Below are 25,255 nucleotides of genomic sequence, written 5' to 3'. Positions count from 1 at the left end.
CGCCTACTTCGGTTCCCGCTGGTTCGGATCGAAGTGTTTTTTCAAATCCCGCCAGCAATCGATGTAATTGTCCTGCAAGGCTGCCGAGTCCGCCGCGAATTTCGTCACGCGCTGCGGGAAGCGGGTCTCGAACATGAATGCCAGGGTGCCTTCGAGTTTGACGGGTTTCAGCTCCACGTTGCTGGCATGTTCGAACGCGGTCGTATCGGGACCATGGGGAAGCATCTGGTTGTGCAGGGACATGCCGCCCGGCACGAAGCCCTCGGGTTTTGCGTCGTACACGCCGTAGACGAGGCCCATGAATTCCGACATCAGGTTCCGATGGTACCAGGGCGGCCGGAACGTGTTCTCCGCCACGGCCCAGCGTTCCGGGAAGATCACGAAATCGACGTTCGCCGTGCCGGGTGTTTCGGACGGAGCCGTCAGAACCGTGAAGATCGACGGGTCCGGGTGGTCGAACATGATGGCGCCGACCGGCGAGAAATGTCTCAGATCGTATTTGTACGGCGCGTAGTTGCCATGCCACGCCACCACATCGAGGGGCGACTGGCCGATCTCGGTGCGATACAGCTCGCCGCCCCATTTTACGTAAAGGAAGGACGGCTCTTCCTTGTCCTCGTAGGCGGCCACAGGGGTGAGGAAGTCGCGCGGGTTGGCGAGGCAGTTGGCGCCGATCGGCCCGCGATCGGGCAGGGTGAAGGCGCCACCGTAATTCTCGCACACATAGGCGCGGGCCGGGCCTGAAGGCAGTTCCATCCTGAAGATGACGCCGCGTGGAATCACGGCGATCTCGCCGGGCTCGATGTCGATGATCCCGAATTCGGTCCGGAAGCGCAGCAGGTTCTCCTGCGCGACGATCAGGTACTCGCCGTCCGCATTGAAGAAATACTCGTTCTCCATGGACCGGGTGACGAGAAGCACGTGGGCCGCCATGCCGACCTGCGTGTCGGAATCGCCCGCAGTCGTAATGGTCGCAAGGCCGGTGATGAATGTCGCGTCGTGCGTCGGAAGCGGCAGCGGATCCCAGCGCAGTTGCCCGAGAGGAAGATCGCTTTCCTCGCGGGCTGCGGGAGCGGTGCGCATCAGGCCCTTGTCCACTTTCACGTAGCGGCCGGAATGCTTCACGGACGGGCGGATGCGATAAAGCCAGGAACGCTGATTGGTCGCTTGCGGGGCCGTGAACGGCGAGCCAGACAACTGCTCCGCATAAAGACCGTAGTTGATTTTCTGCGGGGAGTTGCGCCCGACCGGGAGGGCCCCTTCGAGAGCCTCGGTCTCGAAGGAGTTCCCGAAGCCGGACATATAGCCCGGGACGATGGCGCTGCGGCGCTGATCGGGAGAGTGGAAACCGGAGACGTTCTGAACGTTCATCGCTCTTTCCTCCAGGGGTGCCGCCGGACAAGCCTCGGCGTTCCGGAAATCCAGAAAGGTGGTTGCCATTGCAACTATTATGGCCTATTGGTTGCATGAGCAACGGATTGTGTCAATGACGGCATCGGGATCCATCGCCACCAAGGAATCGTTCGAGCCCCAGCTCGTCCTTGAGAGGTTTTTGCCTTACCGCCTCAACGTCCTGGCGAGCCTTACGTCGACTGCGCTGGCCCAGATCTATGCGGACCGCTTCGGGCTCTCGATCCCCGCCTGGCGGGTCGTCGCGACCCTCGGCCAGTACGATGTCGGTACGGCGAGGGACATCGCGGCGCACGGAGTCATGCATAAATCGACCGTGTCCCGGGCCGTATCGGCCCTCGAACAGCGCGGGCTGATTCGACGGCAGCCCAACAAGGACGACCGGCGGGAGGAGCTGCTGGCCCTGACGGAGGAGGGGCGGCGGATCTATGAGTCGCTTGTTCCGGAGGCCCTCGGGTTCGAGAGCAAGGTCATGTCCGTGCTCACCCCCCAGGAGCAGGCCCTTCTCGCCGCCCTGATCGACCGGCTGACCACACGCGCCCGAGCCCTTGCGCCGGAAGGGGAGGTCGAGGCGTGAAGCTCTACACCTATTTTCGCTCCTCGGCGGCCTATCGGGTTCGAATCGCCCTCAACTTGAAAGGCGTCCGCTACGAAGCGGTGCCCATTAACCTTCTGAAAGGGGAGCAGAAGGCGGAGGATTACCGGCGGATCAACCCCCAAGGTCGTGTTCCCGCGCTCGATCTGGGCGAGACGGTGCTGACACAATCGACCGCCCTGCTGGAATATCTCGACGAGGTTTACCCCGAGCCGCCACTTCTGCCGGTCGGGGCCATGCAGCGCGCGCGGGTCCGAGCCGTTTCGAGCATCATTGCCTGCGATATTCACCCGCTCAACAATTCCGGGACCCTGGCCTACCTCAAGAACCGCCTTGGCCATGACCAGGCCGCCGCCGACGATTGGTATCGCCATTGGGTCAGCGAAGGATTCGAGGCCGTCGAGAAGCTGATCGAGCCTGGACCCTATGCGTTCGGCACCCGGATCACCTTGGCGGATCTTTATCTCGTGCCCCAGGTCTTCAATGCGCGGCGCTTCAATATTGCGCTCGACGACTACCCGAAGATCCGGGCCGTGGACGAGGCCTGCGCTCGCCACGCCGCCTTTCGAGAAGCCGCGCCGGCTAACCAGCCGGACGCGGCCTGAAACTCTGCGCCTCGTCTCAAGGCGCGGCGTCGTTGCAACTGCCGGCTCGGCCATCGGCCGGGCCATTGAAGGAGGAAAGCTATGGGTCCGTTTCCGCATGATGCCCCGCCCCCGGCCATTTCGGCCGATAACCCGATGGGGACGGACGGCTTCGAGTTCGTCGAGTTCTGCCATCCGAATCCGGAAGAGCTCGACCGCCTCTTCAAAATGATGGGATTCTCCCTCGTGGCGAAGCACCGCTCGAAGAAAGTGGTGCTTTATCGGCAGGGCGACATCAACTTCATCGTCAATGCCCAACCGGGCTCCTTCGCCGAGCGCTTCGCCAGCCAGCACGGACCCAGCGCCCCGGCGATGGCCTTCCGGGTCGTCGATGCGAAATATGCCTATGACCGGGCTCTCTCCCTCGGGGCAAAGCCGGTCCAGACACAGGCCGGCCCGAACGAACTCGAGATTCCCGCCATCGAGGGAATCGGAGGGCTGCAGATCTATCTGGTGGATCGGTACGGGGCGAAGGGCTCCATCTACGATGTCGATTTCGAATGGATCGGCGAGAAGGACCCGAAGCCGCAAGGCGTCGGCCTTTATTACCTCGACCACCTGACTCATAACGTTTATCGCGGCCGCCTGAGCGAGTGGGCCGGGTTCTATGAGAAGCTCTTCAACTTCCGGCAGATTCGCTACTTCGACATCGAAGGAAAGCTGACCGGCCTCCATTCCCGCGCCATGACGAGCCCGGACGGGAAGATCCGCATCCCCATCAACGAGGATGCCGGAGAGAGCGGGCAGATCGAGGAATATCTGCAGGAATACAAGGGCGAGGGCATCCAGCACGTCGCCCTGGGCTCCCATGACCTCTATGAGTCCATCGAAAAGCTCCTGGAGCAGGGCGTCGATTTCATGCCGGCCCCGAACGAAATCTATTATTCCCGCATCGACAAGCGACTGCCCAGCCACGAGGAGCCGATCGAGCGCCTGAAGAAGAACGGCATCCTGATCGACGGTGAAGGGGTGGTCGAAGGGGGCTTCACGAAGGTCCTGCTTCAGCGCTTCGGTAAAACCGCCATCGGGCCGATTTTCTTCGAGTTCATTCAGCGCAAGGGCGACGACGGATTCGGCGAGGGCAACTTCAAGGCGCTCTTCGAGTCGATCGAGGAGGATCAGATCCGCCGCGGGGTTCTCAAGCCGAAGGTCGCTTGAACGCCCCTTCGAGACGGAATCGATTCGAAAAAGGCCGGCATGTCCCGGCCTTTTTCTCGTTCGAAGGGCATCCTGGCCCGGCGGTGCGGAAGCGTTTCATCCACAGGCTGGGCAGCTTCCAACTTGACCCCGACGACCCGGATTCTCAGCGCCGAGGGTCGGGATTTCCCTTTTTTATTAAGAGGTTGTTAGGAAACTGGCCCCAAATCTTTACGAAGGGTAAACACCCCCCCTGAGTTATCGTTGCCTTTGTGCAACATACCTATGAAAACCCCCCTTTCCGGCCGCTTTTGGGCCTTCATTTGGTTGCTTGGCGAGCCGGTCTCGGTAATGTGACCACAACGACGGGGGCACCCCAGTCGTGATTTGCCGGTTCCAACCACGAAGGTGGGGTCGTCAGGTCTCTAGGGGACAAGGGACGTGTTTTACGCTTCGTAGAAGCAGTCGAGGCACAAAACCCGGCCCCCCAAGGGTCTCGAAACTTTGGAGGTCAACCAATGAAGCTCGTTAAGAGCCTTCTGCTCGGATCGGTCGCGGGTCTCGCCGCCGTTGCCGGCGCTCAAGCTGCCGATCTTCCCGCGAAGAAGGCTGCTCCTGTTGAATACGTTCGCGTCTGCTCCACCTACGGTGCAGGCTTCTTCTACATCCCGGGCACGGAAACCTGCCTGCGCGTTGGTGGCCGCGTTCGTGCGGACTACCTGTACGGTGAGCCCCTGACCCGCGGTCAGGATGCTGTCGGCTTCCGCGCTCGTGGCCGCATCCAGCTCGACGCTCGTACGGCGACCGCTTACGGCCTGCTCCGCACGTTCGTCCGCTTCGAGATCACCCGTTCGTCCGGCACGCCTTTCGGCCTCGGCAACACGGGCACGATCAGCACGTCTCCGAACGTTGCTGAAGCCTTCGTGCAGTTCGGTGGTCTGACCGCCGGTCGCGTGGTTTCGTTCTTCTCGAACGGCGATCTGCCCACCGGTCACATGGGTACGCTGCGCTTCGACGACGCTCCCGACGTCGACCTGTTGGCTTACACCTTCACGTTCGGCAACGGCTTCTCGGCCACGATCTCGTTGGAAGACGGTATCGAGCGTCGTGAAGGTCTCCGCTTCGGCGACACCTGGGCTGCTGCTCAGTACGCCGGCCAGCGCGCTCCGGACCTCGTCGGTAACATCAAGTACACCGGCACCTGGGGTACCGCTCAGCTCTCTGGCGCGATCCACCAGATCCGCAGCAACAACCTGCTGACCTTCACGTACCCGGGCATCGGCAGCGTGTCTGACTATCCGGACACCGAGTATGGCTTCGCCATCGCCGGTTACGTTGGCGTGAACCTGCCGCAGCTCGCTCCTGGCGATGCTCTGTGGTTGGCCGCGACCTTCGCTGACGGCGCTCCGGCTTACCTCGACGGCGGCAACTCCGGAACGGTCATCACCCCGTTCGCTGCATTCGAGAACGGCACCCCGACGCTTGTCGACGGCAGCATCGACCCGGTCACGGGCGATCTGAAGAAGACCCGCGCTTGGGCCATCGCCGGTGGTCTGCGTCACTACTGGACCCCGACCATCCGTTCGAACTTCTTCGGTTCGTACCTGAGCTCGGACAGCCGCCAGGCCTTCAACACCCCGGCTGACTTCCGTGAGTACCGCCTCGGCGCCAACGTCTTCTGGCAGCCGGTGTCGGGCCTCGACCTCGGTGTGGAAGTGATCTACGCCAACACGGATCTGCGTGGCATCAACCCGGCAACGGGCATCGGCTTCCGCAACTCCAATGGCTGGGAAGGCCGCTTCCGCGTTCAGCGCGACTTCTAATCGGCTCAACCCGATTGGTGAGGAAAACCCCGGTGGAAACACCGGGGTTTTTCTTTTGGCGAAACTTGGCGAAACGGGACGTGGGCAGGCTGCCCGGCGACGGCGATCAGGCGAGGGTTCACGGCGCCGGTGCCGGAAGGGCATGCACGGCAAACTCAAAAGGGCGCAGGAAGCCGCCGAGCTCGAGGCCCGGAGCCGTTCCGGTCTGTTTTTGAAAGGGCTGGTTGCGCGGTGGCGCGCTATGCAGCGGCGCTCAGGCGATTCTCGGTTTCCGCGATCAACTGCCTGATCGCGGCGATCAGATCGCCTTCCAAGGCGGGCGCATGCCCCTGATCCGGGACGGTGATCGCCTTCAGGTCGGGGTGGCTCGTCCGCATGGCCTCAAGGGTCTTGGCGCTGAGGAGGTCCGAATTCGCCCCTCGAATCGCCAGGACGGGGATCGACTTCAGGCTTTCGAACAGCGGCCAGAGATCCGGCAGAGGCATTTCGAGGTCGAGAGCCTCCAGGGTCTTCATCAGCTCAGGGTCATAGCGGAGGACCAGCCGTCCGCTGTCCTCCCGCCAGGTGCCATTCGCCTGCTTGAGCCATTGCTCGTCGGTAAGGCGCGGGAAATGCGAATCGGACATGCGCTTGAGAAGATCCGCTCCCTCGGCCAGGGTCCGCGGAACGGGGAGCTTGCCCACATAGCCCCGGATGCGCATCAACCCCTTACCCTCGATGACGGGACCGACATCGTTGAGCACCGCGGCGGCCAGGACCGTGGGATGGATGGCGCCCAGGGCCATGGTGATGAGGCCGCCCCGCGACGTTCCCACGAAGACGGCCTTGTGAATTCCCGTGACGGTCAGAACCTGAAGGACGTCGTTCGCCTCGATTCTCACGTCGTACTGACGCCAGTCCTTGTCCCAGTCCGAGCGTCCCCGGCCGCGGTAATCGAGGGATAGAACTCGGCGGGGAGTGGACGGGTCCTGGCTGAGGCTCATGGCGAGGTCATGAAAATCCTCGGAGGTGCGGGCAAGCCCCGGCAAGCAGACGACGGGCAGGGCGCTTCCCAGCTCAGGACCATAATCGCGGACATAGAGGCGAAGGCCATCCGATGCCGAAACGAAAAGGTCCCGATACGCGCTGCTCATTGTCCGTTCCAAATCCATTTCCTTTGAGAGGCACCTTGCCTCAATCGACCGGCTGTGTCGCGTCGGCGGTGACATCGGTGGATGGTGGCTTCAACGGTTCCGGCTCGGGCGCCTTCAGGCGCTCGCGGTAGACGTTGAGATTTTCCAGGACCCGTTGAACGTAGTTTCGGGTTTCCGAAAACGGGATGCGCTCCACCCAATCGATCGGATCGACCCCCGGAGTCCGAGGATCTCCATAGGCCTTGATCCATTTCCTGACGTTTCCGCCGCCTGCATTATAGGAGGCGAAAGCGAGGATGTGAGAGCCCTTCCAGTCGCCCATCAGCTCGCCCAGATGCGCCGAGCCGAGCTTCGCGTTGTAGACGGGGTCGCTCACCAAGCGGTCGAGATCAAAGCCGAGCCCGAACCGGCGGGCTGTCTCCTTGGCGGTTGCGGGCATGAGCTGCATCAGCCCACGGGCACCCGCGCTGGACATCGCCCGGGGATTGAAGGCGCTTTCCTGGCGGGCAATGGCATAAACCATGGCGGGCTCGACCTCGTCGCCGACCGGTTGGAAGTCGGGAATGGCGGCGAGGGGATAGGCATGCATGTCCAGAGGGAAACCGCGCTGAGACGCCAGCTTTCCCACAAGAAGGACGGCCCGGGGATTCTTCTTTTCCGCCGCAAGGGAGGCCAGCGCGTCGAGCTGCCCCGGATCGTCGAACGACTGGGCAAGCTCCGTATAAAGCCCGAGGGTCAGCTCAGGCTCGTCCAGATGCTGGAGGGTGACGAGGACCTGGACCGGAACAAGCTTGTCGAATGTCTGCCGGGCTTCCGGGGACAGCGGTTCGACGGTTCTGAGCGTGATGAACTGACCGAGCTTGGATTTCGCCAGTTGGCCGTAATAGGTCGTCGGGCGCTCGGCCGCGCGCTCGTAATAGATCTTTGCGTCCTGGGCCGATCCCGCTTCTTCCGCGGCCCTTGCCCGCCAATAGGCGACCCGCGACAGGGAAATCGGCGTGGTGGCCGCCTTCTCGGCCGCGGCGAAGTGCGTCGCAGCCGCGTCAGGCTCCTTCAGGAAGCGCAGGGCGATCCAGCCTGCATGGAAAGCAGCTTCGATCTGCTGAGCGGCAGATTCCGGCGCCGCCTGGCTGGTCAGCTGGTAGGCGGTCTTGGGGTCGCCCTTGTCGAGGAAGGTTCGAGCCAGGGCGCGGCGCTCCGACCACCATTCGTCGCCATCCACGAGGAGATCCGGGTCCTGGGGCGCCTGCGCCATGACGGCCGCCGCTTCCGGCAGCTTGTTGCTGCGGCGGAGATAGAGGGCGCGGGAAAACAGATAGGACGCATCCTTCCGGAGCGCCGCCGGCACAGCCGCGAAGGCCTTCTCGGCCTTCTTCTTTCCCTGATAAAGGCCCATCCGGGCCTTCACGAGCGTGTCATGGGATTTGCCCGCATACCCGGCGGCCCGGAGCGCTGCGCCCCAGCTCTCCTTGAACAGGAGGCGCTCCATGCGGAAGCGATGATCCGCCTCTTCGAGGACGCCCGGGAAGCGATCCAGAATCTTGCTTTCCCATTCAGGTCCGAACGAGTCTTCCCGCCAGATCGTGCGGATCAGGGCATTGCCCTCCTTCTCCATCCCTTCCGCCTTGTAGGCGAAAGCGAGGGCGATCCGGCCGCCGGCAGTCAGGGGCTTCTGGTCCGCAAAGAAAGCGCGGACCTGAGCGGCGGGGCGGCGCTCCGCCACCAGAGCCTCTTCGGCCCGTCGCCGGAACTGGGTGGTCTGCGGCCAGTCCGGATAGGCTTTTCGGAAGGCCATGAGCCGGTTGAAGCCCATGGGAATGCCGCTCCGGACGGCAAACCATTCGGTGAGCGCCGTGGAGGTGGTCTCGGTCAGCTTCGTCTGGAGAATGACCGCCTCGGTCCAATCGCCATTGCGGTAGGCCTTGAGGATCAGCGGCAGATAATCCTGGTCCCGCAAGGGAGCGATGGCGGGAACGTAGCCGTATCCGTCAACGGAACCCGTGGCTTCCGGATCTTGAAGGACCCCGCCCGCGACCGCCGGCGGTTGGGAATTCGGCTCGTCCGATGGAACAGCGGCATCGGCGAAGGAGTAAGACAGAGGAACAAGAAGAACCGACGCGAGGAGGCGCCGCTGGAGACGGGTCTTGAGGCTCATCGTGATCCCCTTGTCGTCGCCCCATGCCCTGATTTGGCGACGTTATGCTTGAGGAAACACCATGTAGCGCGCTAGGACAACTCTTGACGGGGCCGTTTGCGCGGATGGGCCGCAGGCCCTATGTGTAGCCAGCAACCCTGAGATCCCCCATTCGACGCTGCTTTGAGCGAGGAAGAACATGAAGCAATTCAAAGGCTCCATCACGGCTCTCGTGACTCCCTTCAAGGACGGGGCCGTGGATGAGGCGGCGTTCCGGGGCCATATCAATTGGCAGATCGAGAATGGCACGCATGGTCTCGTGCCCGTCGGCACGACCGGTGAGAGCCCGACCCTCAGCCACAAGGAGCATGACCGGGTCATTCAGATCTGCGTCGAGGAGGTGAAGGGGCAGATCCCGGTCATCGCCGGAGCCGGTTCCAACAGCACGGAAGAGGCGATCGGCTTTTCCAAGCACGCGGAAAAGGTGGGCGCCGATGCCGTCCTGATCGTCACCCCTTATTACAACAAGCCGACGCAGGAAGGGCTTTATTACCACTTCAAGGCGATCAACGACGCCATCGGGATTCCGATCTTCATCTATAATATCCCCGGCCGGTCGGTGATCGACATGTCCGTGGATACGATGGCGCGGCTCTTCGAGCTCAAGAATATCGTCGGCGTGAAGGACGCCACCGCGAGCATGGCCCGTGTCAGCCAGCAACGGCTCGCGATGGGACCCGACTTCATCCAGCTCTCGGGCGAGGATGCGACCGCTCTGGGCTTCATGGCCCATGGCGGGCATGGCTGCATCTCCGTCACCTCGAACGTGGCGCCGCGGCTGTGCGCCGAATTGCAGACGGCTTGCCTCAGCGGTGATTATTCCTCCGCCCTGACGGTTCAGGACCGGTTGATGCCGTTGCATGAATCGCTGTTTGTCGAAACCAACCCGTCGCCCGTGAAGTACGCAGCATCCGTGCTCGGCCTCATGCAGGACGACGTGCGCCTGCCCATGTTGCCCGTGTCCGACGCCACCAAGAAGCGTGTGCGCGCCGCCATGGTTCATGCAGGCCTGATCAACGCGTGAGATAATGAAAAGCGACCCGAAATCCGCGCATCGCATCGTCGCCGACAATCGCAAGGCGCGGTTCAACTATGAGATCGTTGATACCTATGAGGCCGGCATCGCCCTGACCGGTACGGAGGTGAAGTCCTTGCGTCAGGGCAAGGCGACCATCGGGGAGGCCTATGCGGGCCCTTCCGGCGAAGAGTTCTTTCTCTTCAACGCCTATATTCCGGAATACCTTCAGGCGAACCGTTTCAATCACGAGACGCGTCGGCCGCGGCGGCTGCTGCTTCACAAGCGGCAGATCGACAAGCTGATCGGCGCCACGCAGCGGGAAGGTTTTACGGTGATCCCGCTCAAGGTCTATTTCAACGACCGGGGCAGGGCGAAAGTGGAACTCGGGCTCGGACGCGGCAAGAAGCTGCACGACAAGCGCGAGGCGGAGAAGGAACGCACCTGGAACCGCGAGAAGTCGCGGCTCATGCGGGAGAAGGGCTGACGGTCCCGCCGGTTCTTGGCGCTCCCTCGATGAGAGATGCGGCGGCTTCCCCCGCCGTTTCCATATAGGATGGGTCGCGGTGCAGCAGGACGACCGCGAAGGAGCCGTCCAGCAGGAGGACCACCTGCCGGGCGAGCCGCATCGGATCCTGAATTCCTTCCGTCTCGAAGACGGATTTGAGCCAGTCCTCGAACTTCTTCTTGTGCGCCGCGCCGATCTTCATGGCCGGGTGACCCGGCATGTTGGCGAGTTCCGCCGAGGTCCTCAAGAACCCGCACCCCTTCCATTTCGGGTGCCGAGCGGAGCGGGCCAGATTGTGGAAGATGGCCTGCACCTTTGCGGCGAGGCCGCCTTCCGTATCCGAGAACCAGCGCCTGAAGAGCGCCAGGTTCGGTTGGTCGCGGGCTTCGAGATAGGCGGCGACGAGGTCATCCTTGCTCTCGAAATGATAATAAAGGGTGCGCTTGGTGACGCCGGCCCTCTCGGCGACGGCGTCGACGCTCACGCTCCGAATTCCCTCGCTGTAGAAGAGCTTGACGGCCGCCGAGACGATCTTCTCGCGGGTCGAAATGTCGGGCATTCCGGCGCTCCATGTATACCGACTAGTGAGTATACAGGCCTGACGCATTCTTCATAGTCTCCCCACCTCATCGGGAGAAACGAAGATGTCCGACGCCGTCCTCTTGGAAGTCAAAGATCAGGTCGCATGGCTGACCTTGAACCGCCCTCGGAAGTTGAACGCTCTCAGCTATGAGACCATCGACCGCTTCCTGAGCCTTCTCGACACGATCGAAGTCGCGGCCGATGTGCGGGTTGTCGTCCTCACCGGTTCCGGGCGCGCTTTCTCGGCCGGCGGGGACATTCCGGAATTTGCCGGAAGCGTCAGCCGTGGGGCGTCGACCGCGTTGCGTGACTTCGTGCGGCGCGGACAGACGCTGACGGCCCGGCTGGAAGCATTTCCGAAGCCGGTGATCGCCGCCGTCAATGGTCTTGCTTACGGGGGAGGCTGCGAAATCGTCGAAGCCGTGCATCTGGCGATTGCCAGCGACCGGGCGGTGTTCGCCAAGCCGGAGATTTTGCTCGGCATGCCACCGACCTTCGGCGGCACGCAGCGTCTGCCACGACTTGCCGGAAGAAAGAGGGCTCTGGAGCTTCTTCTGACAGGAGAGCCGTTTTCGGCGGATCGCGCCCTGGAGTTAGGCTTGATCAACAGCATCGCGCCGCATGACGCTCTTCTTCCAGCCGCTCAAGCCATGGCGGAGCGACTGATGCGCCAATCGCCCCTCGCCATCCGCAGTGTCGTGACCGCCGTGACGCGCGGCCTGAACATGGGGATCGGGGAGGGGCTTCAGGTGGAAGGCGAGCAATTCGCAAGCCTCGTCCCCACGGCCGACCTCGCGGAGGGTTTAGGGGCCTGGATCGAAAGACGCCCGCCCACCTTTCATGGCCGATGAAGGCCGTAAGGCAGGGTCGGGAGGCGGCTCAAGGTACGGAAACGGGCAAGCCGGAAGGCTTGCCCACGTCAGGCAATCCACCTTTGGCCGGTCAGATTTCGAAGTCGTCGTCCTGTGGCTGACGAATGCCGTAGCGACGCTCGAGCCCACCATTCTGCGGCGGATTGCGGGGTGCGCGCTCCGGGCGCTCCCCGTTTTCACCCAAGGCGCGTTGCGGGCGCTCCGTTGGGTCACGACCGATCTTCGAGGCGAGCTGGGCAAGATCCAGGAACTCGTCCGCCTGACGACGAAGCTCGTCGGCCACCATGGGGGGCTGCGTCGTGACGGTGGAAGCAACCGAAACCCGCACGCCGCGCCGCTGCATGGCCTCGACCAACGAGCGGAAGTCGCCGTCGCCGGAGAAAAGCACCATGTGATCGATGTAGGGAGCAAGCTCGAGCGCATCGATGGCGAGCTCGATATCCATGTTGCCCTTGACCTTCCGGCGGCCCGTGGAGTCGACGAATTCCTTGGTCGGCTTCGTCACCACGCGGTAACCATTGTAGTCCAGCCAGTCGATCAGCGGACGAATAGAAGAATACTCCTGATCTTCCACGAGGGCTGTATAATAAAATGCGCGCAAAAGAATGCCGCGGCTCTGAAATTCTTTAAGAAGACGCTTATAATCGATGTCGAAGCCAAGCGTTTTTGTCGTAGCGTAAAGATTGGCTCCGTCGATAAAGAGCGCGATCCGTTGCTGGCCTGCCATTCCTAATCTCTTGTTTGATCGGCTGGGCCCATCAAAACAACTTGCTCAGCAAAGCGACATCTAACTTGCGCGTTTCAAATATAATCACGCGATTTAATTGGCGACTTGCCTGGAAACAGGCTGTTTTAAAAAACCCATCAGACGAGTAAAATCTTAATCGAGCGTAATAAAACTCTGCGGCTTCTTCGTGTCAAGTTTACGCTCCAAAAAAGCCTTATTTCCCAGTGGGAAAGCCAAGCTTGCTATGTTGTGATATTTCGGCTTCCCGGCTTGATCGCAGGCAAAGCCGCAAGCTCAGGCGGGAGCGCATCCGCCGGGTAGGCGGGGATGTCGAGTTGGATCAGCGAGACCAGCGGAACGCCGAGATCGGCTTTGCCGCCGGAGCGGTCGATCAAACAGGCAGCACCCAGGATATCGCCCGGATGCTCGCGCAAGGCAGCGAGGCATTCCCGTGAGGAAAGGCCCGTCGTGACGATGTCTTCCACCATCACCACTCGCGCACCTTCCGGGATCACAAAACCGCGGCGCAGGGCGAACATCCCATTTTCCCGCTCGACGAAGATGGCCTTGCATCCGAGATGACGCGCCGTCTCATAGCCCGGAACGATGCCGCCGATGGCGGGTGAGACCACGTAATCGACCGGGCCGTAGGTTTCCCTGATCCGGTGCGCGAGGGCGCGGCAGACACGCTCCGTCCGCGCCGGATCCTGGAAGACGAACATCTTCTGAAGGAAGACCGGGCTATGCAGGCCCGAGGAGAGAATGAAGTGGCCTTCCAGAAGCGCTCCGGCGGAGCGGAATTCATCAAGAACAGCTTCGGGGGTCATGACCGGATCTCCTGTACACGCGCTCTTTGACAGGCGGGCGGGCCCGAGGCAAGAGGCAACCGGAGCCTTGCTCCGGCGGCATCTTACGTAAGGCCATTTACGAGCCGCGAACGCACGTTCACACCGTGACGGCGAGCAGCGCGCACAAACCCAGAATCGCCGCGGCCATGGCGGCAAAGATGGAGTCGCACCAAGCGAACGTCGGCGCGTTCATGACGGTGCGCGGGCCGGCGGGCGCGAGGCCTCGCGCCTCCATGGCGATGGCCGTGCGGCCGGCCCGCCGGATGGCGAAGGCCAGGAGAGGGATCAGGAGGCCGAAGACTTCGAGGGGACCTGGAATGCGCCGGGGGCGCCGCCCGAACCTCATGGCACGGGCGAGCCGCATCTGCTGGGCCTCGGCGGCGAGATCGGGAACCAGCTGCATGGCCGCGAACAGGGAATAGCCGATGCGCGCCGGCAGCCTCAGGGAGATCATCAGTGACCGGATCGCCATGTTCGGATCGGTCGTGAGGGCGAAAAAGGCCGAGATCATTCCGCAGGCGATCGCTCTCAGGAACAGCGTGATGCCGGCCGAGAAGGCGGAGGAGGCGAAAACGGATTCTCCGACGACCTGAAGGGCGAATTCGCTTTCCTTCTGAAAGAACAGGGTGGTGGTGAGAAACCCGAAACCGAACAGGCCGAACGGGATCATCAACCCGAGGAGCACGAGAGGCGAGGTGCGATTGAAGACGACAAGTGCGATCGCCGGAACAAGAATGCAGGCCACCTGGAAACGCGTGTCGAAAATCAGAATGGACTCACCCATCCACAGGAGGCAGGCGGCGAGTTTCGTGATCGGGTTGATGGCGCTCAGCATGAGGACACCCGCTCGAGCCAACGTCTTGCCGGCCCGCAGGAAGGCTCTGCGAGCCTAGCCCGTTTCAGAAGAACCTGGTCGAAAAGGAGCTCGTCGGGAGAACCATCCGCGAGGATCCGGCCTTCGCCGACAATGACGCAGCGCGTGCAGATTCTCAGCGCGAAATCCATGTCATGGGTGATGATGGCAAGGGCCCGGTTCGCTCGGCGCAGACCCCTGATCTCGTCGGCCAGAACGGAAACGCCATGAGCGTCCAGCCCGGCGGTCGGCTCATCCAGAACGAGAAGAGGCCAGCGCTCCGAGACGGTCAGGGTCGCCAGGGCCAGACGTCTTTTCTGTCCCTGGGAAAGAGTGAACGGGTGACGGTGCGCGAGCCCGGTCAGCTTCCACGCTTCAAGGGCACTCTGCGTTTGCCGCTGTTTCTCCTCGACGTCCATGTCCTTGGGCAGTGCGCTGTCAATCTCATCCTTGACGCTTCCGGTCAGGAACTGGTTTTCCGGACGTTGAAAAGCAAAGCCGCCGATTGCGCCTTTTCGTGTGCCCTTCTTCGGGAGCAGGAGACCCGCGAGGGATACGCCCAGGGTCGATTTGCCCGCGCCATTGGGGCCCAGAATGCCAAGGACTTCACCCTCGTGGACAGCGAGGTTGATGCCGCGCAACACCACGGGACCGAGAAACGGCGCGCAGTCCGCACCCACCAATTCGGCGATGGGCGCGGTGTCCATGGACGGTCTTTCGGAGGCTCCTCGGCATGACGCCACAAAAGCGTCCACGACGGGTTTCGCGCGCGCGATCTCCGAGGGCGATGCGACCGACGGATCAAGATGCGCAAGCGCTTCCGCGATCGAGAGCGGCGCGCGGGCAGAAGCCATTCCCGCTTCGCCGAGCGCCTTGTCGAGTGTGCTGGAAACGGGGCACCAGATGCCACAGGACGCAAGCAGCTCCCGCTTCTCGCGGAAGACCGTGCGGGGATCCCCATCGGCGATGATCGTGCCATCCGGGCCCAGTACCGCCACGCGATCGATGGAGCCGACCAGGCCATCGAGCCGGTGATCGACGATCAGGATCGTCTGATGGTCTTTTTTGGCGAGAAGCAGATCGTGCAATCTGTCCGCGGCTTGCGGAGCCAGATGAGCCGTGGGTTCATCGGCGATGAAGAGAGAGGCGTCCTGAATAAGCGTCGCCGCGAGCGCCACGAGCTGACGCTCTCCTCCCGACAAGGTCGAGGTGCGCCGCCTTCGCCATCCATCCGGAATGCCGACCTGCGTCATGACCGACGCAACCGCATCCACGATCTGCGGCGCCGGCACGTTTCGGTTTTCAAGCGCGAAGGCGATCTCGTCCTCCACGCACATGCCGCACAAGGTTTGGTCCGCATCCTGGAAATACTGAGCGACATCCGTAGCCCAGCCCCAGGGCTCGCGCGCCGACGTATCGGATCCATGCAGCCTGACATTCCCGCCGAGATCGGCGGGAATGCTGCGCGGGATCAATCCTGTCAGGGTCAGGAGCAAAGTCGATTTGCCGGAACCGGACGGCCCGAGAAGCAGGAGCCGCTCACCCACACGAATATCCAGCGTGACGGGGCCGACGGAGTCCTGCCGCTCGAAGGGATAGCGAACGCAGACCGCATCCCACCCCGCCGCCGATGCAGCCTCAGGCAAGCACGGTGCGTTTGTCATGATCGATGGCCAAACCCGTGAGGGCGCCTGTTCGATAAAGTCCCTCGACAATCACATGCCCGAGCCAACCTCCCAGGATGGCTCCGCTGGCGCAGCGCAAGGCGAACATCGCCATGAGAATGCCGGGTTGGAGAGCGCCGTAATTGAAGCGAACCCACGTATACGCAAAGGAAAAGACGGCAGCGCCGACGCCCGCGGCCATGAGAACGGGCAGGGAATAGTTGCGCCAGCGCGTGGCAGCGAAGACGACCTCGGCACCGGCTCCTTGGATGGCGCCGGAGAGCACCAGCAGCAATCCGCCCGGACTGCCGAGAAGAATTTCGACGCCTGCCGCCAGAACCTCCGACGCGAGCGCGACGCCGGGTTTCCTCACGACCGCCGCCGCGATGATCGATACGATGAACCAGAAGCCCATCACCACATCCATGGTGAGCGATCCGAACACGGCCTGAGCGATCAGCCAGACCTGGACCCAGGCGAGGTAAAGCACTGCGAACACGGCGCCCAGAACCGTGACGATGAGAGTTTCCTTGAGAGTCCAGCCTCGACGTTGAGACATGCGCATGGCTCCGGATTGTAAGAGAAGGTGGAATTGGTTCTGCTTAGGCAGCGGTCGGGCTGTTCGCCGAAACCTTGACGTCGAGCGCCACATGGCCTTCAGGCGCACCGAAGCGCAGGAAGGCTTCGCTTAACGTCGCGAAGACCTGACCTGCGTCGCCCCTCAACTTGGTGCAGAAGTTCTTCGATCTGTCGAAGACGCCGGACTGCTTGAGAAAGTCGATGCAGCCGTAGATCTCGTCCATGTGATGGCCGCTGCCGAGCGGATAGAGCGAGAACTGGGCCGCCACGATCTGTCCGGTCTTCGGCGCGGAAGCGACATGCGCGACGGCGGCTGCGATTCTCTCCTGAAGCGGTGGTTGATGGGTGCTTCCGGCGATGGGCGTGCAGATCGGATCGTCCGGCTCACCCGGGCACCCCCGTGAAACGGTCGCTGCCAGAACGCAATGAACCTTCCGGCTCGCCGCAGCGACGAAGAGGTCGCACATGGCCGGAAAAAGCTGTTCGGGCGGACCGACTAGCAGAGTGGAGATGTCGTCGGTCTCTATCCTGAAAGCCGGACGGTAAGGATCCAGCGCGCCGATGGCGTCGAGGATCACACGGACGAAGTCGTCCGTCATGGGATAAAGGGAAATTTGCGCGCCAGAAAACATGCTCGCCTCGCTCCGCTGGTATTATCCAGATCAGCTGAAGGGTCCGTCGGCTTAGCGCCGCCATCTCAGCCCCGGCAATACGGAGCACCCCTGTCGAATGGCGTCCTCTTAGCACCTTTCCTTTGCAGAAGGCAATCGCGTTCGAAGCATCCCTGTCGTGCGTTCAACACGCGGTTTACAAAGACCGTGCGGGATAAATTTCACGGTCCCTTTGTCTTCACGGAAATGTCCTGATTCCCTGTGGTTGGGATCGAACGTTTTCCAAGCCGGCCATTACGCTACTCTGACAGATCGTTCGAGAGCTGCGGTCTCGCGGGATCGTTCGCGTGCGGCCGCGACAAACGCCTCGAACACCCGATGGCCCGGATGGTCGGGAGCGGGCATGGCTTCCGGGTGCCATTGCAGGCCGATGGCGAAACGATAGGCCGGGACCTCGACAGCCTCGATCACGCCATCCGGTGCACGGGCGCTGGCGACGACCTTGTCCGAGAGCTCGACCACCGCTTCCCGGTGAAAGGTGTTCACCTTGAAGCTGTCGACGCCGGTCATGCGCGACAGCATCGTGTCGGGGGCGATGTGCGCGGCATGAAGAACGCCGTCGCCGTCGTGCTGAAGAATCTCGGCGCCCGTTCCGCGAATGTCGGAGACCATCCGGCAACCGTGCAGGCAGGCCAGCATCTGCATGCCGTTGCAGATGCCGAGAACAGGCTTGTCCCGCTCGAGGAAGCCCTCCATCAGCGCCTGATCGACGGCGAGGCGATTGGAAAACGGAAATTGCGAGGCGTCGCCATCCACATACCAGCTCTGCGGGAAGTTGATGCGGCCGCCGACGCTGATGAAGCCGTCGAACTCGTCCGCCACGAGAGACACCAGCTCGGCCACGTAGGGAATGCCGAAGGGAAGGCCGCCCGCGCGGGTCACGGCGTTGAAGTAGCCCTTCGTCATGTCGTAGCGGGTTCCGCCCGCGCTGGTGTTTTCGCCGAGGATGATGGCGATACGAGGCCGAGATGTCATGATTGCGCTTACCCGTTGACTCTGTCGACGCGGCTGACCACCGGTTTGGTGCGCAGTTCCGCGATAATGGCGTTGAGGTGTTTCAAGTCCCACACGGCCAGATCGATGGTGATGTCCGTGAAATCCTGCGTCCGGCGTTTCATGGCCACGTTGTCGATATTGCCGTCGTGATCGGCGATCACCTGGGTGATCTGTGCGAGGGAGCCCGGTTCGTTGATCGATTGCAGCTTGATGCGCGCCGGGAAGCGTTGCGGATCGTCGGGATCCACATCCCAGCGCACGTCGATCCAACGATCGGGCTCGTTGTCGAAGGCTGCGAGCGAGGGTGACTGAATCGGATAGATCGTCACGCCTTCGCCGGGCGTCAGAATGCCGACGATCCGGTCTCCGGGCACCGCGCCACCCTCGGGCGCGAACTGGACCGGCGCATCCACGTTGAGGCCGCGGATCGGTATGGCGCTCGGACCCTGCTCGCCGGCGTCCTTGGAAGCGCCGTTCGGCTTCCTTTCCCGCGAGGAGGCTGCTCCGTCCGCGCTTCCGGCCCGGCGCTCTTCCTTGTAGTCGGGATAGACGGCGCGAACCACGTCGCCGGAGAACATCTCCCCTCGGCCGACGGCCGCCAAAACGTCCTCGATGGACACCCGCGCGAGGCGGGGCAGGGCGCCCTTGAGCTTCTCGTCCGAAAAGGTCCGATGAGCTCTCTCGAAGGCCCGTTCCAGGATCTGACGGCCGAGGCCGGTATATTGCTGGCGCACCGCCGCGCGGGTTGCCCGTCGGATCGACGCGCGAGCCTTGCCGGTGACCACGAGGGATTCCCAGGCGGCGGGCGGGGTCTGGCCCGCCGCGCGGACGATCTCAACCTCGTCGCCGTTCTGAAGCTCGGTCAGAAGGGGAGCCATCCGCCCGTTGATCTTGCACCCCACGGCGGTGTTGCCGACATCCGTATGCACCGCGTAGGCGAAGTCGATCGGTGTCGCGCCCCGGGGAAGGGCGATCAGGCGGCCCTTGGGAGTGAAGCAGAAAACCTGATCGTGGAAGAGTTCGAGCTTCGTGTGCTCGAGAAATTCCTCGGGCGTATCGCCTTCGGCCAGAAGGTCAATGGTTCTGCGCAGCCACTGATAGGCGCGGCTTTCCGTGGCGAGGCGCGAGTTGTCGTTGACGCCTTCCTTGTAAAGGGCATGGGCCGCGATGCCGAACTCCGCGACCTCATCCATCTCCGTGGTCCGGATCTGAAGTTCGACGCGCTGGCTGCCGGGACCGATCACCGTCGTGTGGATCGAGCGATAATCGTTCTGCTTGGGAGTCGAGATGTAGTCCTTGTAACGGCCAGGAACCATCGGCCAGCTGGTGTGGACCACGCCGAGCGCCCGGTAGCACTCGTCGACCGTTCCCACGACCACCCGGAAGCCGAAGATGTCGGAGAGCTGCTCGAAGGCGACAGACTTGCGCTCCATCTTGCGCCAGATCGAGTAGGGCCGCTTCTGGCGTCCCGTAACGATCGCCTGGATCCCCTGAGCCTGGAGTTTGGCGGTCAGGTCGCGCTCGATCTCGTCCACGAGCTTCTCGCTCTTGGTCGTCACTTCGCGCAGATGCCGGCTGATCGCCTCATAGGCTTCCGCATCAAGGTTCTGGAAAGCCAGATCCTCCAGCTCCTCGCGCATTTCCTGGATGCCCATGCGGCCGGCGAGGGGCGCATAGATGTCGAGGGTCTCCTCGGCGATGCGCTTGCGCTTCTCCGGCGGCATGAACTGGAGCGTGCGCATGTTGTGCAGCCGGTCCGCGAGCTTGACCAGGAGCACCCGGACATCGTCCGCGATGGCGAGGAGCAGCTTTCGGAAGTTCTCGCCCTGGGCGGCCTGCTTCGATACCAGGTCGAGACGCTTGATCTTGGTCAGTCCGTCGACCAGGGCGCCGATCTGGGGGCCGAAAGCCTTATTGATTTCCTCCAGGGTCGCCTGGGTATCCTCCACGGTGTCGTGGAGCACCGCCGCCGCGATGGTGGCGTCATCGAGCTTGAGGTCCGTCAGAATGGCAGCAACTTCAAGGGGATGGCCAAAAAACAGATCGCCCGAAGCCCGCTTTTGGTTGCCATGGGCCATCATGGCATACACATAAGCGCGGTTGAGAAGCGCCTCATCGGCCGAGGGGTTGTAGCGCTTGACCCGCTCGACAAGTTCATATTGGCGCATCATCCGGCGGCCATCTCCTTTTCGTATCCGTGTAGCTGGCTGAAGTTAAAAGGATATTGTGGAAGGGTAGGAAACCGCAAGGCTTCCTTGAAGCCCAATGTGCCGCACATAAAAAAGCCCGGCTGACGAGCCGGGCTTTCGAAGATCGGGCGAAACCTGTTTTTACTCGCGGTCGTCGTCGTCCGCGCTGCTGCTCGGAGGAACGAGGCCCTCCAGGCCGCGCAGCAGGTCTTCCTCGCTCATGCGGTCGAACTGGACATCGGTATCGTTGTCGCTGCGGGCAGTCGCCGTTGCGGCGGCGGCCGTATTGCCGAGCAGCGGAACGGCCTCGGCCTCCGGCTCGTCCACCTCGACATACTTCTGCATCGAGTGGATCAGCTGCTCCTTCAGGTCGTCGGGAGCGATGGTCTCGTCCGCGATTTCGCGGAGAGCCACGACAGGATTTTTATCGCGGTCACGGTCGATCGTGAGCGGCGAGCCCGAGGAAATCAGGCGGGCGCGATGGCTGGCCAGCAGCACGAGCTCAAACCGGTTGTCGACCTTGTCGATACAATCTTCGACGGTCACACGAGCCATGAAGAGGCTCCTTCTCATGGTGCGAAAATGATGGAAGGAGAAGCCGTTACACCGGATCCCGCCGGAAAACAAGGCTCGGACGCCGATTGGCTGTTTAGGAGGCCATAGCTTCCTAGGCGGGAATCGGGGGATGCAGAAATGCAATCGAGGCTGGTGCGGGAGCGCACCCGTTGATCCGTTGCTTTCTGAACGAAGAGCTATAGTGTTGTGTTATAACATATATAGAACTGTGCTCTAACAAGACGTTCTCTTTAACTTTCGGGGCAGCAATGACGATCCACGATCTCCTGACAAGCACCTTAACCCTCTCCGGCGAGGGAAAAGTCAACGAAAATAGCCACTCGGGCACGGTTATCGGTACGTTGAGCGCGGGAACCGGTGCGTTCACGTATACGATCACGGGAGACGACGACGGGATGTTCGATATCGTCGATGGCAAGCTCGTGGTTCGTGCCGGCGCCAAGCTCGATTTCGAGACCAAGGAGTCGCATGACGTTTCGATCAAGGCTGTCGAGACGACTTCCAATGAGGAAGTTTCCGCCACCTTTACCATTATCGTTAAAGACCTAACGGAAACCATCAATCTCTCGGGTGAAGGTGCAGTCGACGAGAATGCCCATGCCGGAACAGTGATCGGAAGCCTCAGTGCCGTCGGTTCCGAAGGTCCGTTCACCTACGAGATCGTCGACGATCCAGGCAATCAGTTCACCATCGATGACGGCAAGCTGGTGGTCGCGGACTGGGCTAATCTCGACTTCGAGACGAACGAATGGCACACGTTCAAGATCAAGGCGACCGATACTGTTTCCGGAGCGGTGATCGAGGAAGAGCTGTCCGTGAGAGTCAAGGACGTCGTCGAAACGATCAATCTCGTGGGCGGGGGTGATGTCGACGAGAATAGCCAGGGCGGCACGGTGATCGGAAGTCTCAGCGCGATCGGTTCGGCTGGTCCTTTCACGTATCAGCTAGCCGGCGATGCCGATGGCATGTTCGCGATCTAGGACGGGAAGCTCATGGTACGCGAGGGGGCCAAGCTCGATTTCGAGAACAAGGAATGGCACACCGTCACCATCAAGGCGACCGATGGCGTGTCCGGGACCGTGATCAACAGCGACCTGTCTATTCGGGTCAAGGACGTTGTCGAGACGTCCGTGGCCTCGAACAAAGGAGGCGTTGTCACGACAGGGAGCGGCAGCGACATCATCGTCGGCAAGTCGGGTAAGGACGTGATCAAGTCCGGTGCCGGCAACGACAAGATCTTCGGCGGACTTGGCAACGACAAGCTTTCTGGCGGGACGGGCAAGGATATCTTCGTGTTCAACACCAAGCTGAACAAGAAGACCAACCTGGACAAGATCACGGACTTCAACGTGAAGGACGACACGCTCTGGCTCGACAATGCCATCTTCAAGAAGCTCGGCAAGGGCAGCGAAGCCAGCCCCGGCAAGCTCAACAAGGCGTTCTTCAGCATCGGCGATCATGCCAAGACGGCCAAGAACACCCTGTTCTATGACGATAAGAAGGGCGTGCTCTTCTATGATGCCGATGGTTCGGGCGCCGGCAAGGCGATGGAAGTCGCCACGCTTTCCAGAAAGCTCAAGATGACCGCCGACGACTTCAAAATCATCTAAAAAAGGGTTGCGGCAACGGAGAAGCTCTTCAATCGAGCTTCTCCGTTGCTTGTCTCTAAGACAAAAGTTTGCACGCTCTCTCGGATCTTCGAGAGAGCAGCTATTTTAAGAAGATCCAGAACCGCCCCGGTGTGTGAACGCACCTCATCATGCTCTCTAAATGTTACGCTACGTCATCTCAAAAGGGGTGATGCACATGATACAGCCGGTTGGTTTCGTTATTCTGACATTCCTGCTTCTCGGCGCCCTTCTGTGGACATGGGCCACTTTCACCGAATCCGGCCAGATCGCGGTCTGCTTGGACGATGGGGGGCGGTGGAGCTATGAACAGCGCAAGTGCGAAGGCTCCCGCTCTGCACCTTGACTTGGCTGCATTCGAGTGCGAGTCCCGCCCGGATTTCTTTGGATCAAGGGCGGTTCCGCATGAAACGCGCATTCATCTTTCCGGGACAGGGAAGCCAATCGGTCGGAATGGGCAAGGCCCTGGCGGAAGCCTTTCCCCAGGCAAGAGCAATCTTCGATGAGGTGGACGATGCGCTTTCGCAGAAGCTCTCCGCTCTCATGTGGGATGGGCCGGCCGACGAGCTGACGCTGACGGCGAACACCCAGCCCGCCCTGATGGCCGTGAGCCTGGCGGCGATCCGGGTTCTGGAGGCCGAGGCCGGCCTCGACCTGAAGAGCCATGCGGCTTTCGTGGCCGGTCATTCCCTTGGCGAGTATTCGGCCCTCGCGGCGGCCGGGAGCCTTTCAGTCGCCGATACGGCCCGTCTCCTGCGGATCCGCGGCAATGCCATGCAGAGCGCTGTCCCGGTCGGTCAGGGCGCCATGGCGGCGCTTCTCGGCTTGGAATACGACGCGGCCCTCGAGGTTGCCCGTGAGGCCGCCCAGGGCGAGGTCTGCGATGCCGCCAACGACAACGGGGGCGCCCAGGTGGTCGTCTCGGGTCACAAGGCCGCCGTGGAGCGCGCGGTCGCCATCGCCCAGGGCAAGGGCGCCAAGCGGGCCGTCATGCTCAACGTCTCCGCGCCCTTCCACAGCGCCCTCATGGCCCCGGCGGCCGAGGCGATGCGGGAGGCACTGGCGCAGGTCACCGTCAATCCGCCCGCCGTGCCCCTGGTGGCCAATGTGGCGGCAGCGCCCGTCACGGATCCGGCCGCCATTCGCGAGGGGCTGGTCCGTCAGGTGACGGGAACCGTCCGCTGGCGGGAAAGCGTGGCCTTCATGGCGGCCGAAGGGGTCGATGCCTTCCTGGAAATCGGATCCGGCAAGGTCCTGACCGGTCTCGTGAAGCGTATCGCCCCCGGGGCGACCGGAACCGCCATCGGCACGCCGGACGACGTCGCCGCCTTCAAAGCATCTCTGCAAGGATAAGGAGAGCCCCATGTTCGATCTGACTGGCCGCAAGGCTCTCGTGACCGGCGCCACCGGCGGTATCGGCGGCGCCATCGCCAGGGCCCTCCACGCACAGGGGGCGACCGTCGCCCTGTCTGGCACGAGGCGCGCCGCCCTCGACGAACTCGCCACCGCCCTGGGGAGCCGGGTTCACGTGGTCGAGGCGAACCTGTCCGATAAGGATTCCGTCGAAGCCCTTGTTCCCGCAGCGGAATCGGCGATGGACGGCCTCGACATCCTGGTCAACAACGCCGGCGTGACCCGGGACAATCTGTTTCTGCGGATGAAGGACGAGGAATGGGAGACGGTGATCGCCGTCAATCTCACGGCGTCTTTCCGCCTGTCCCGCGCCGCCGTGAAGGGCATGATGCGTCGTCGCTACGGCCGCATCGTCAATATCGGCTCCGTGGTCGGTTCCGCCGGCAATCCCGGGCAGGGCAACTATGCCGCCTCGAAGGCGGGCCTGATCGGCATGACGAAGGCCCTGGCCGCCGAGGTTGCGAGCCGCAACATCACTGTCAACTGCGTGGCGCCGGGCTTCATCGAATCTCCGATGACGGACGCCTTGAACGACAAGCAGAAAGAGTCGATCCTGGGGACGATTCCGATGGGTCGCCTCGGCCAGGGCGATGAAATCGCATCTTCTGTTGTGTATCTCGCGTCGTCCGAGGCCGGCTACGTGACGGGGCATACCTTGCACGTAAACGGCGGAATGGCCATGTTCTAGAGGCCCTTAGGGCCGATAACAGAATCTGTTTGCGAGTCTCTGCCACCCCCTCGCCAGGGGCGATAAGCTTGTGTTAATCATGAATTCGTTCGGGTCGCAGGGGTTGACCGGCGCTGAAAAATGCGGCTTTCCACGACATAAGGCAGTCGTTTCGGCGTTAGCAGCTGAGCAGCTGATCTGAGTTTCAATTTCAATCCGCCCAGTTCCTGAGGCGGCAGCCACTGAGGAAAAAACGATGAGTGACGTCGCTGATCGCGTGAAGAAGATCGTTGTCGAGCACCTGGGCGTCGACGCCGAGAAGGTGACCGACAATGCCAACTTCATCGACGACCTGGGCGCCGACAGCCTCGATACCGTCGAGCTCGTCATGGCCTTCGAGGAAGAGTTCAATGTCGAGATCCCCGACGACGCGGCCGAGACCATCGTGACGGTGGGCGACGCGATCCGCTTCCTTGAGAAGAATGCGGCCTAAGAAAGCTTTCGGGCGTCGGACGATTCCATCCGACGCCC

Annotated in this window: 26 protein-coding genes and 1 riboswitch; of the genes, 13 read left to right on the top strand and 13 right to left on the bottom strand. The window is 62.1% G+C overall.

Annotation, left to right across the window (positions count from 1 at the left end; all coding sequences use genetic code 11):
* Positions 1-3: 3 nt before the first annotated feature.
* Positions 4-1,371 carry a homogentisate 1,2-dioxygenase gene (gene hmgA, locus LJD17_RS04835; RefSeq protein ID WP_227383030.1) on the bottom strand — a complete coding sequence of 456 codons (1,368 nt, stop codon included), beginning with the start codon at positions 1,369-1,371 and terminating at the stop codon, positions 4-6.
* Between the two features lie 115 nt (positions 1,372-1,486).
* Here hmgA and LJD17_RS04830 point away from each other — a divergent pair, with 115 nt between their 5' ends.
* The 4 genes from LJD17_RS04830 to LJD17_RS04815 all read left to right on the top strand — a co-directional run bounded on the left by LJD17_RS04830 (position 1,487) and on the right by LJD17_RS04815 (position 5,609).
* Positions 1,487-1,987: a MarR family winged helix-turn-helix transcriptional regulator gene (locus LJD17_RS04830; protein WP_227383029.1), complete on the top strand. Its 501-nt coding sequence runs from the start codon at positions 1,487-1,489 to the stop codon at positions 1,985-1,987.
* Positions 1,984-2,610 carry a maleylacetoacetate isomerase gene (maiA, locus tag LJD17_RS04825; RefSeq protein ID WP_227383028.1) on the top strand — a complete coding sequence of 209 codons (627 nt, stop codon included), beginning with the start codon at positions 1,984-1,986 and terminating at the stop codon, positions 2,608-2,610. The genes LJD17_RS04830 and maiA overlap by 4 nt, the downstream gene beginning before the upstream one ends.
* An 81-nt stretch (positions 2,611-2,691) precedes the next feature.
* Positions 2,692-3,807, top strand: a complete 1,116-nt coding sequence (gene hppD / locus LJD17_RS04820; protein WP_227383027.1) for a 4-hydroxyphenylpyruvate dioxygenase — start codon at positions 2,692-2,694, stop codon at positions 3,805-3,807.
* Positions 3,808-4,304: 497 nt separating this feature from the next.
* Positions 4,305-5,609 (top strand): porin, encoded by a 1,305-nt coding sequence (locus tag LJD17_RS04815; protein WP_227383026.1) that lies wholly within the window; start codon positions 4,305-4,307, stop codon positions 5,607-5,609.
* A gap of 239 nt (positions 5,610-5,848) precedes the next feature.
* Here LJD17_RS04815 and LJD17_RS04810 read toward each other — a convergent pair whose 3' ends face one another.
* Positions 5,849-6,742: an alpha/beta fold hydrolase gene (locus LJD17_RS04810; protein ID WP_227383025.1), complete on the bottom strand. Its 894-nt coding sequence runs from the start codon at positions 6,740-6,742 to the stop codon at positions 5,849-5,851.
* Positions 6,743-6,782: 40 nt separating this feature from the next.
* Positions 6,783-8,897 carry a lytic transglycosylase domain-containing protein gene (locus tag LJD17_RS04805; protein ID WP_227383024.1) on the bottom strand — a complete coding sequence of 705 codons (2,115 nt, stop codon included), beginning with the start codon at positions 8,895-8,897 and terminating at the stop codon, positions 6,783-6,785.
* A 178-nt stretch (positions 8,898-9,075) separates the two neighbouring features.
* Between LJD17_RS04805 and dapA the strand changes: the two genes are divergently transcribed.
* Positions 9,076-9,960 carry a 4-hydroxy-tetrahydrodipicolinate synthase gene (gene dapA, locus LJD17_RS04800; protein ID WP_227383023.1) on the top strand — a complete coding sequence of 295 codons (885 nt, stop codon included), beginning with the start codon at positions 9,076-9,078 and terminating at the stop codon, positions 9,958-9,960.
* 4 nt (positions 9,961-9,964) lie between these two features.
* The gene (gene smpB / locus LJD17_RS04795) at positions 9,965-10,438 is read left to right on the top strand and encodes an SsrA-binding protein SmpB (protein WP_227383022.1); all 474 of its coding nucleotides are present in this window, start codon (positions 9,965-9,967) and stop codon (positions 10,436-10,438) included.
* Here smpB and LJD17_RS04790 read toward each other — a convergent pair.
* A complete protein-coding gene (locus tag LJD17_RS04790; protein WP_227383021.1) occupies positions 10,419-11,018 on the bottom strand; it encodes a TetR/AcrR family transcriptional regulator in 600 nt (199 codons plus the stop codon). The genes smpB and LJD17_RS04790 overlap by 20 nt on opposite strands.
* A gap of 85 nt (positions 11,019-11,103) precedes the next feature.
* On the opposite strand from LJD17_RS04790, the gene LJD17_RS04785 reads away from it, so the two are divergent.
* On the top strand, positions 11,104-11,892 hold the full coding sequence (locus tag LJD17_RS04785) for a crotonase/enoyl-CoA hydratase family protein (protein WP_227383020.1): 789 nt from the start codon (positions 11,104-11,106) through the stop codon (positions 11,890-11,892).
* A gap of 91 nt (positions 11,893-11,983) precedes the next feature.
* On the opposite strand, the gene LJD17_RS04780 is transcribed toward LJD17_RS04785, so the two are convergent.
* The 9 genes from LJD17_RS04780 to rpoZ form a co-directional block, all read right to left on the bottom strand.
* Entirely contained in the window at positions 11,984-12,640 is a 657-nt protein-coding gene (locus LJD17_RS04780; protein WP_227383019.1) for a LabA-like NYN domain-containing protein, read from the bottom strand.
* 242 nt (positions 12,641-12,882) lie between these two features.
* The gene (pyrE, locus tag LJD17_RS04775; RefSeq protein ID WP_227383018.1) at positions 12,883-13,467 is read right to left on the bottom strand and encodes an orotate phosphoribosyltransferase; all 585 of its coding nucleotides are present in this window, start codon (positions 13,465-13,467) and stop codon (positions 12,883-12,885) included.
* Positions 13,468-13,585: 118 nt separating this feature from the next.
* A complete protein-coding gene (locus LJD17_RS04770; protein WP_227383017.1) occupies positions 13,586-14,323 on the bottom strand; it encodes an energy-coupling factor transporter transmembrane component T family protein in 738 nt (245 codons plus the stop codon).
* Positions 14,317-16,005 carry an ABC transporter ATP-binding protein gene (locus tag LJD17_RS04765; RefSeq protein ID WP_227383016.1) on the bottom strand — a complete coding sequence of 563 codons (1,689 nt, stop codon included), beginning with the start codon at positions 16,003-16,005 and terminating at the stop codon, positions 14,317-14,319. Before LJD17_RS04765 ends, LJD17_RS04770 begins: the two co-directional genes overlap by 7 nt.
* On the bottom strand, positions 15,980-16,564 hold the full coding sequence (locus LJD17_RS04760; protein ID WP_227383015.1) for an ECF transporter S component: 585 nt from the start codon (positions 16,562-16,564) through the stop codon (positions 15,980-15,982). The genes LJD17_RS04765 and LJD17_RS04760 overlap by 26 nt, the downstream gene beginning before the upstream one ends.
* 43 nt (positions 16,565-16,607) lie before the next feature.
* Positions 16,608-17,216, bottom strand: coding sequence for a Ykof family thiamine-binding protein (locus tag LJD17_RS04755; protein ID WP_227383014.1), 609 nt, complete (start codon positions 17,214-17,216; stop codon positions 16,608-16,610).
* Positions 17,207-17,318, bottom strand: a riboswitch (TPP riboswitch). Its footprint overlaps the gene before it by 10 nt.
* Before the next feature lie 171 nt (positions 17,319-17,489).
* Positions 17,490-18,230, bottom strand: a complete 741-nt coding sequence (locus LJD17_RS04750; RefSeq protein WP_227383013.1) for a gamma-glutamyl-gamma-aminobutyrate hydrolase family protein — start codon at positions 18,228-18,230, stop codon at positions 17,490-17,492.
* Between the two features lie 8 nt (positions 18,231-18,238).
* Complete coding sequence (locus tag LJD17_RS04745; protein ID WP_227383012.1) at positions 18,239-20,422, bottom strand: RelA/SpoT family protein; 2,184 nt, start codon at positions 20,420-20,422, stop codon at positions 18,239-18,241.
* A gap of 159 nt (positions 20,423-20,581) precedes the next feature.
* Complete coding sequence (rpoZ, locus tag LJD17_RS04740; RefSeq protein WP_227383011.1) at positions 20,582-20,995, bottom strand: DNA-directed RNA polymerase subunit omega; 414 nt, start codon at positions 20,993-20,995, stop codon at positions 20,582-20,584.
* Between the two features lie 269 nt (positions 20,996-21,264).
* Between rpoZ and LJD17_RS04735 the strand changes: the two genes are divergently transcribed.
* From LJD17_RS04735 to LJD17_RS04710, 6 genes are all read left to right on the top strand, one after another.
* A complete protein-coding gene (locus tag LJD17_RS04735) occupies positions 21,265-21,996 on the top strand; it encodes a cadherin repeat domain-containing protein (RefSeq protein WP_227383010.1) in 732 nt (243 codons plus the stop codon).
* Positions 21,997-22,008: 12 nt separating this feature from the next.
* Entirely contained in the window at positions 22,009-22,626 is a 618-nt protein-coding gene (locus LJD17_RS04730; protein WP_227383009.1) for a hypothetical protein, read from the top strand.
* Between the two features lie 196 nt (positions 22,627-22,822).
* Positions 22,823-22,990: a hypothetical protein gene (locus tag LJD17_RS04725; RefSeq protein ID WP_227383008.1), complete on the top strand. Its 168-nt coding sequence runs from the start codon at positions 22,823-22,825 to the stop codon at positions 22,988-22,990.
* Between the two features lie 59 nt (positions 22,991-23,049).
* Positions 23,050-23,997 carry an ACP S-malonyltransferase gene (gene fabD, locus LJD17_RS04720; protein ID WP_227383007.1) on the top strand — a complete coding sequence of 316 codons (948 nt, stop codon included), beginning with the start codon at positions 23,050-23,052 and terminating at the stop codon, positions 23,995-23,997.
* A 10-nt stretch (positions 23,998-24,007) separates the two neighbouring features.
* Positions 24,008-24,745 (top strand): 3-oxoacyl-[acyl-carrier-protein] reductase, encoded by a 738-nt coding sequence (gene fabG / locus LJD17_RS04715; RefSeq protein ID WP_227383006.1) that lies wholly within the window; start codon positions 24,008-24,010, stop codon positions 24,743-24,745.
* Between the two features lie 235 nt (positions 24,746-24,980).
* Positions 24,981-25,217 carry an acyl carrier protein gene (locus tag LJD17_RS04710; RefSeq protein WP_109597860.1) on the top strand — a complete coding sequence of 79 codons (237 nt, stop codon included), beginning with the start codon at positions 24,981-24,983 and terminating at the stop codon, positions 25,215-25,217.
* The last annotated feature ends 38 nt before the right edge of the window (positions 25,218-25,255 follow it).

The organism is Microvirga rosea, from assembly GCF_020595095.1.
Lineage (GTDB): Bacteria > Pseudomonadota > Alphaproteobacteria > Rhizobiales > Beijerinckiaceae > Microvirga > Microvirga rosea.
This window is presented reverse-complemented; position numbering and strand designations above follow the sequence as displayed.

Bases quoted from the DNA above. Each gene is read 5' to 3' on its own strand.
- hmgA (WP_227383030.1), bottom strand. From the start codon at position 1,371: ATGAACGTTCAGAACGTCTCCGGTTTCCACTCTCCCGATCAGCGCCGC.
- LJD17_RS04830 (WP_227383029.1), top strand. From the start codon at position 1,487: ATGACGGCATCGGGATCCATCGCCACCAAGGAATCGTTCGAGCCCCAG.
- hppD (WP_227383027.1), top strand. From the start codon at position 2,692: ATGGGTCCGTTTCCGCATGATGCCCCGCCCCCGGCCATTTCGGCCGAT.
- LJD17_RS04815 (WP_227383026.1), top strand. From the start codon at position 4,305: ATGAAGCTCGTTAAGAGCCTTCTGCTCGGATCGGTCGCGGGTCTCGCC.
- LJD17_RS04810 (WP_227383025.1), bottom strand. From the start codon at position 6,742: ATGAGCAGCGCGTATCGGGACCTTTTCGTTTCGGCATCGGATGGCCTT.
- LJD17_RS04805 (WP_227383024.1), bottom strand. From the start codon at position 8,897: ATGAGCCTCAAGACCCGTCTCCAGCGGCGCCTCCTCGCGTCGGTTCTT.
- dapA (WP_227383023.1), top strand. From the start codon at position 9,076: ATGAAGCAATTCAAAGGCTCCATCACGGCTCTCGTGACTCCCTTCAAG.
- smpB (WP_227383022.1), top strand. From the start codon at position 9,965: ATGAAAAGCGACCCGAAATCCGCGCATCGCATCGTCGCCGACAATCGC.
- LJD17_RS04790 (WP_227383021.1), bottom strand. From the start codon at position 11,018: ATGCCCGACATTTCGACCCGCGAGAAGATCGTCTCGGCGGCCGTCAAG.
- LJD17_RS04785 (WP_227383020.1), top strand. From the start codon at position 11,104: ATGTCCGACGCCGTCCTCTTGGAAGTCAAAGATCAGGTCGCATGGCTG.
- LJD17_RS04780 (WP_227383019.1), bottom strand. From the start codon at position 12,640: ATGGCAGGCCAGCAACGGATCGCGCTCTTTATCGACGGAGCCAATCTT.
- pyrE (WP_227383018.1), bottom strand. From the start codon at position 13,467: ATGACCCCCGAAGCTGTTCTTGATGAATTCCGCTCCGCCGGAGCGCTT.
- LJD17_RS04770 (WP_227383017.1), bottom strand. From the start codon at position 14,323: ATGCTGAGCGCCATCAACCCGATCACGAAACTCGCCGCCTGCCTCCTG.
- LJD17_RS04765 (WP_227383016.1), bottom strand. From the start codon at position 16,005: ATGACAAACGCACCGTGCTTGCCTGAGGCTGCATCGGCGGCGGGGTGG.
- LJD17_RS04760 (WP_227383015.1), bottom strand. From the start codon at position 16,564: ATGTCTCAACGTCGAGGCTGGACTCTCAAGGAAACTCTCATCGTCACG.
- LJD17_RS04755 (WP_227383014.1), bottom strand. From the start codon at position 17,216: ATGTTTTCTGGCGCGCAAATTTCCCTTTATCCCATGACGGACGACTTC.
- LJD17_RS04750 (WP_227383013.1), bottom strand. From the start codon at position 18,230: ATGACATCTCGGCCTCGTATCGCCATCATCCTCGGCGAAAACACCAGC.
- LJD17_RS04745 (WP_227383012.1), bottom strand. From the start codon at position 20,422: ATGATGCGCCAATATGAACTTGTCGAGCGGGTCAAGCGCTACAACCCC.
- rpoZ (WP_227383011.1), bottom strand. From the start codon at position 20,995: ATGGCTCGTGTGACCGTCGAAGATTGTATCGACAAGGTCGACAACCGG.
- LJD17_RS04735 (WP_227383010.1), top strand. From the start codon at position 21,265: ATGACGATCCACGATCTCCTGACAAGCACCTTAACCCTCTCCGGCGAG.
- LJD17_RS04730 (WP_227383009.1), top strand. From the start codon at position 22,009: ATGGTACGCGAGGGGGCCAAGCTCGATTTCGAGAACAAGGAATGGCAC.
- LJD17_RS04725 (WP_227383008.1), top strand. From the start codon at position 22,823: ATGATACAGCCGGTTGGTTTCGTTATTCTGACATTCCTGCTTCTCGGC.
- fabD (WP_227383007.1), top strand. From the start codon at position 23,050: ATGAAACGCGCATTCATCTTTCCGGGACAGGGAAGCCAATCGGTCGGA.
- fabG (WP_227383006.1), top strand. From the start codon at position 24,008: ATGTTCGATCTGACTGGCCGCAAGGCTCTCGTGACCGGCGCCACCGGC.
- LJD17_RS04710 (WP_109597860.1), top strand. From the start codon at position 24,981: ATGAGTGACGTCGCTGATCGCGTGAAGAAGATCGTTGTCGAGCACCTG.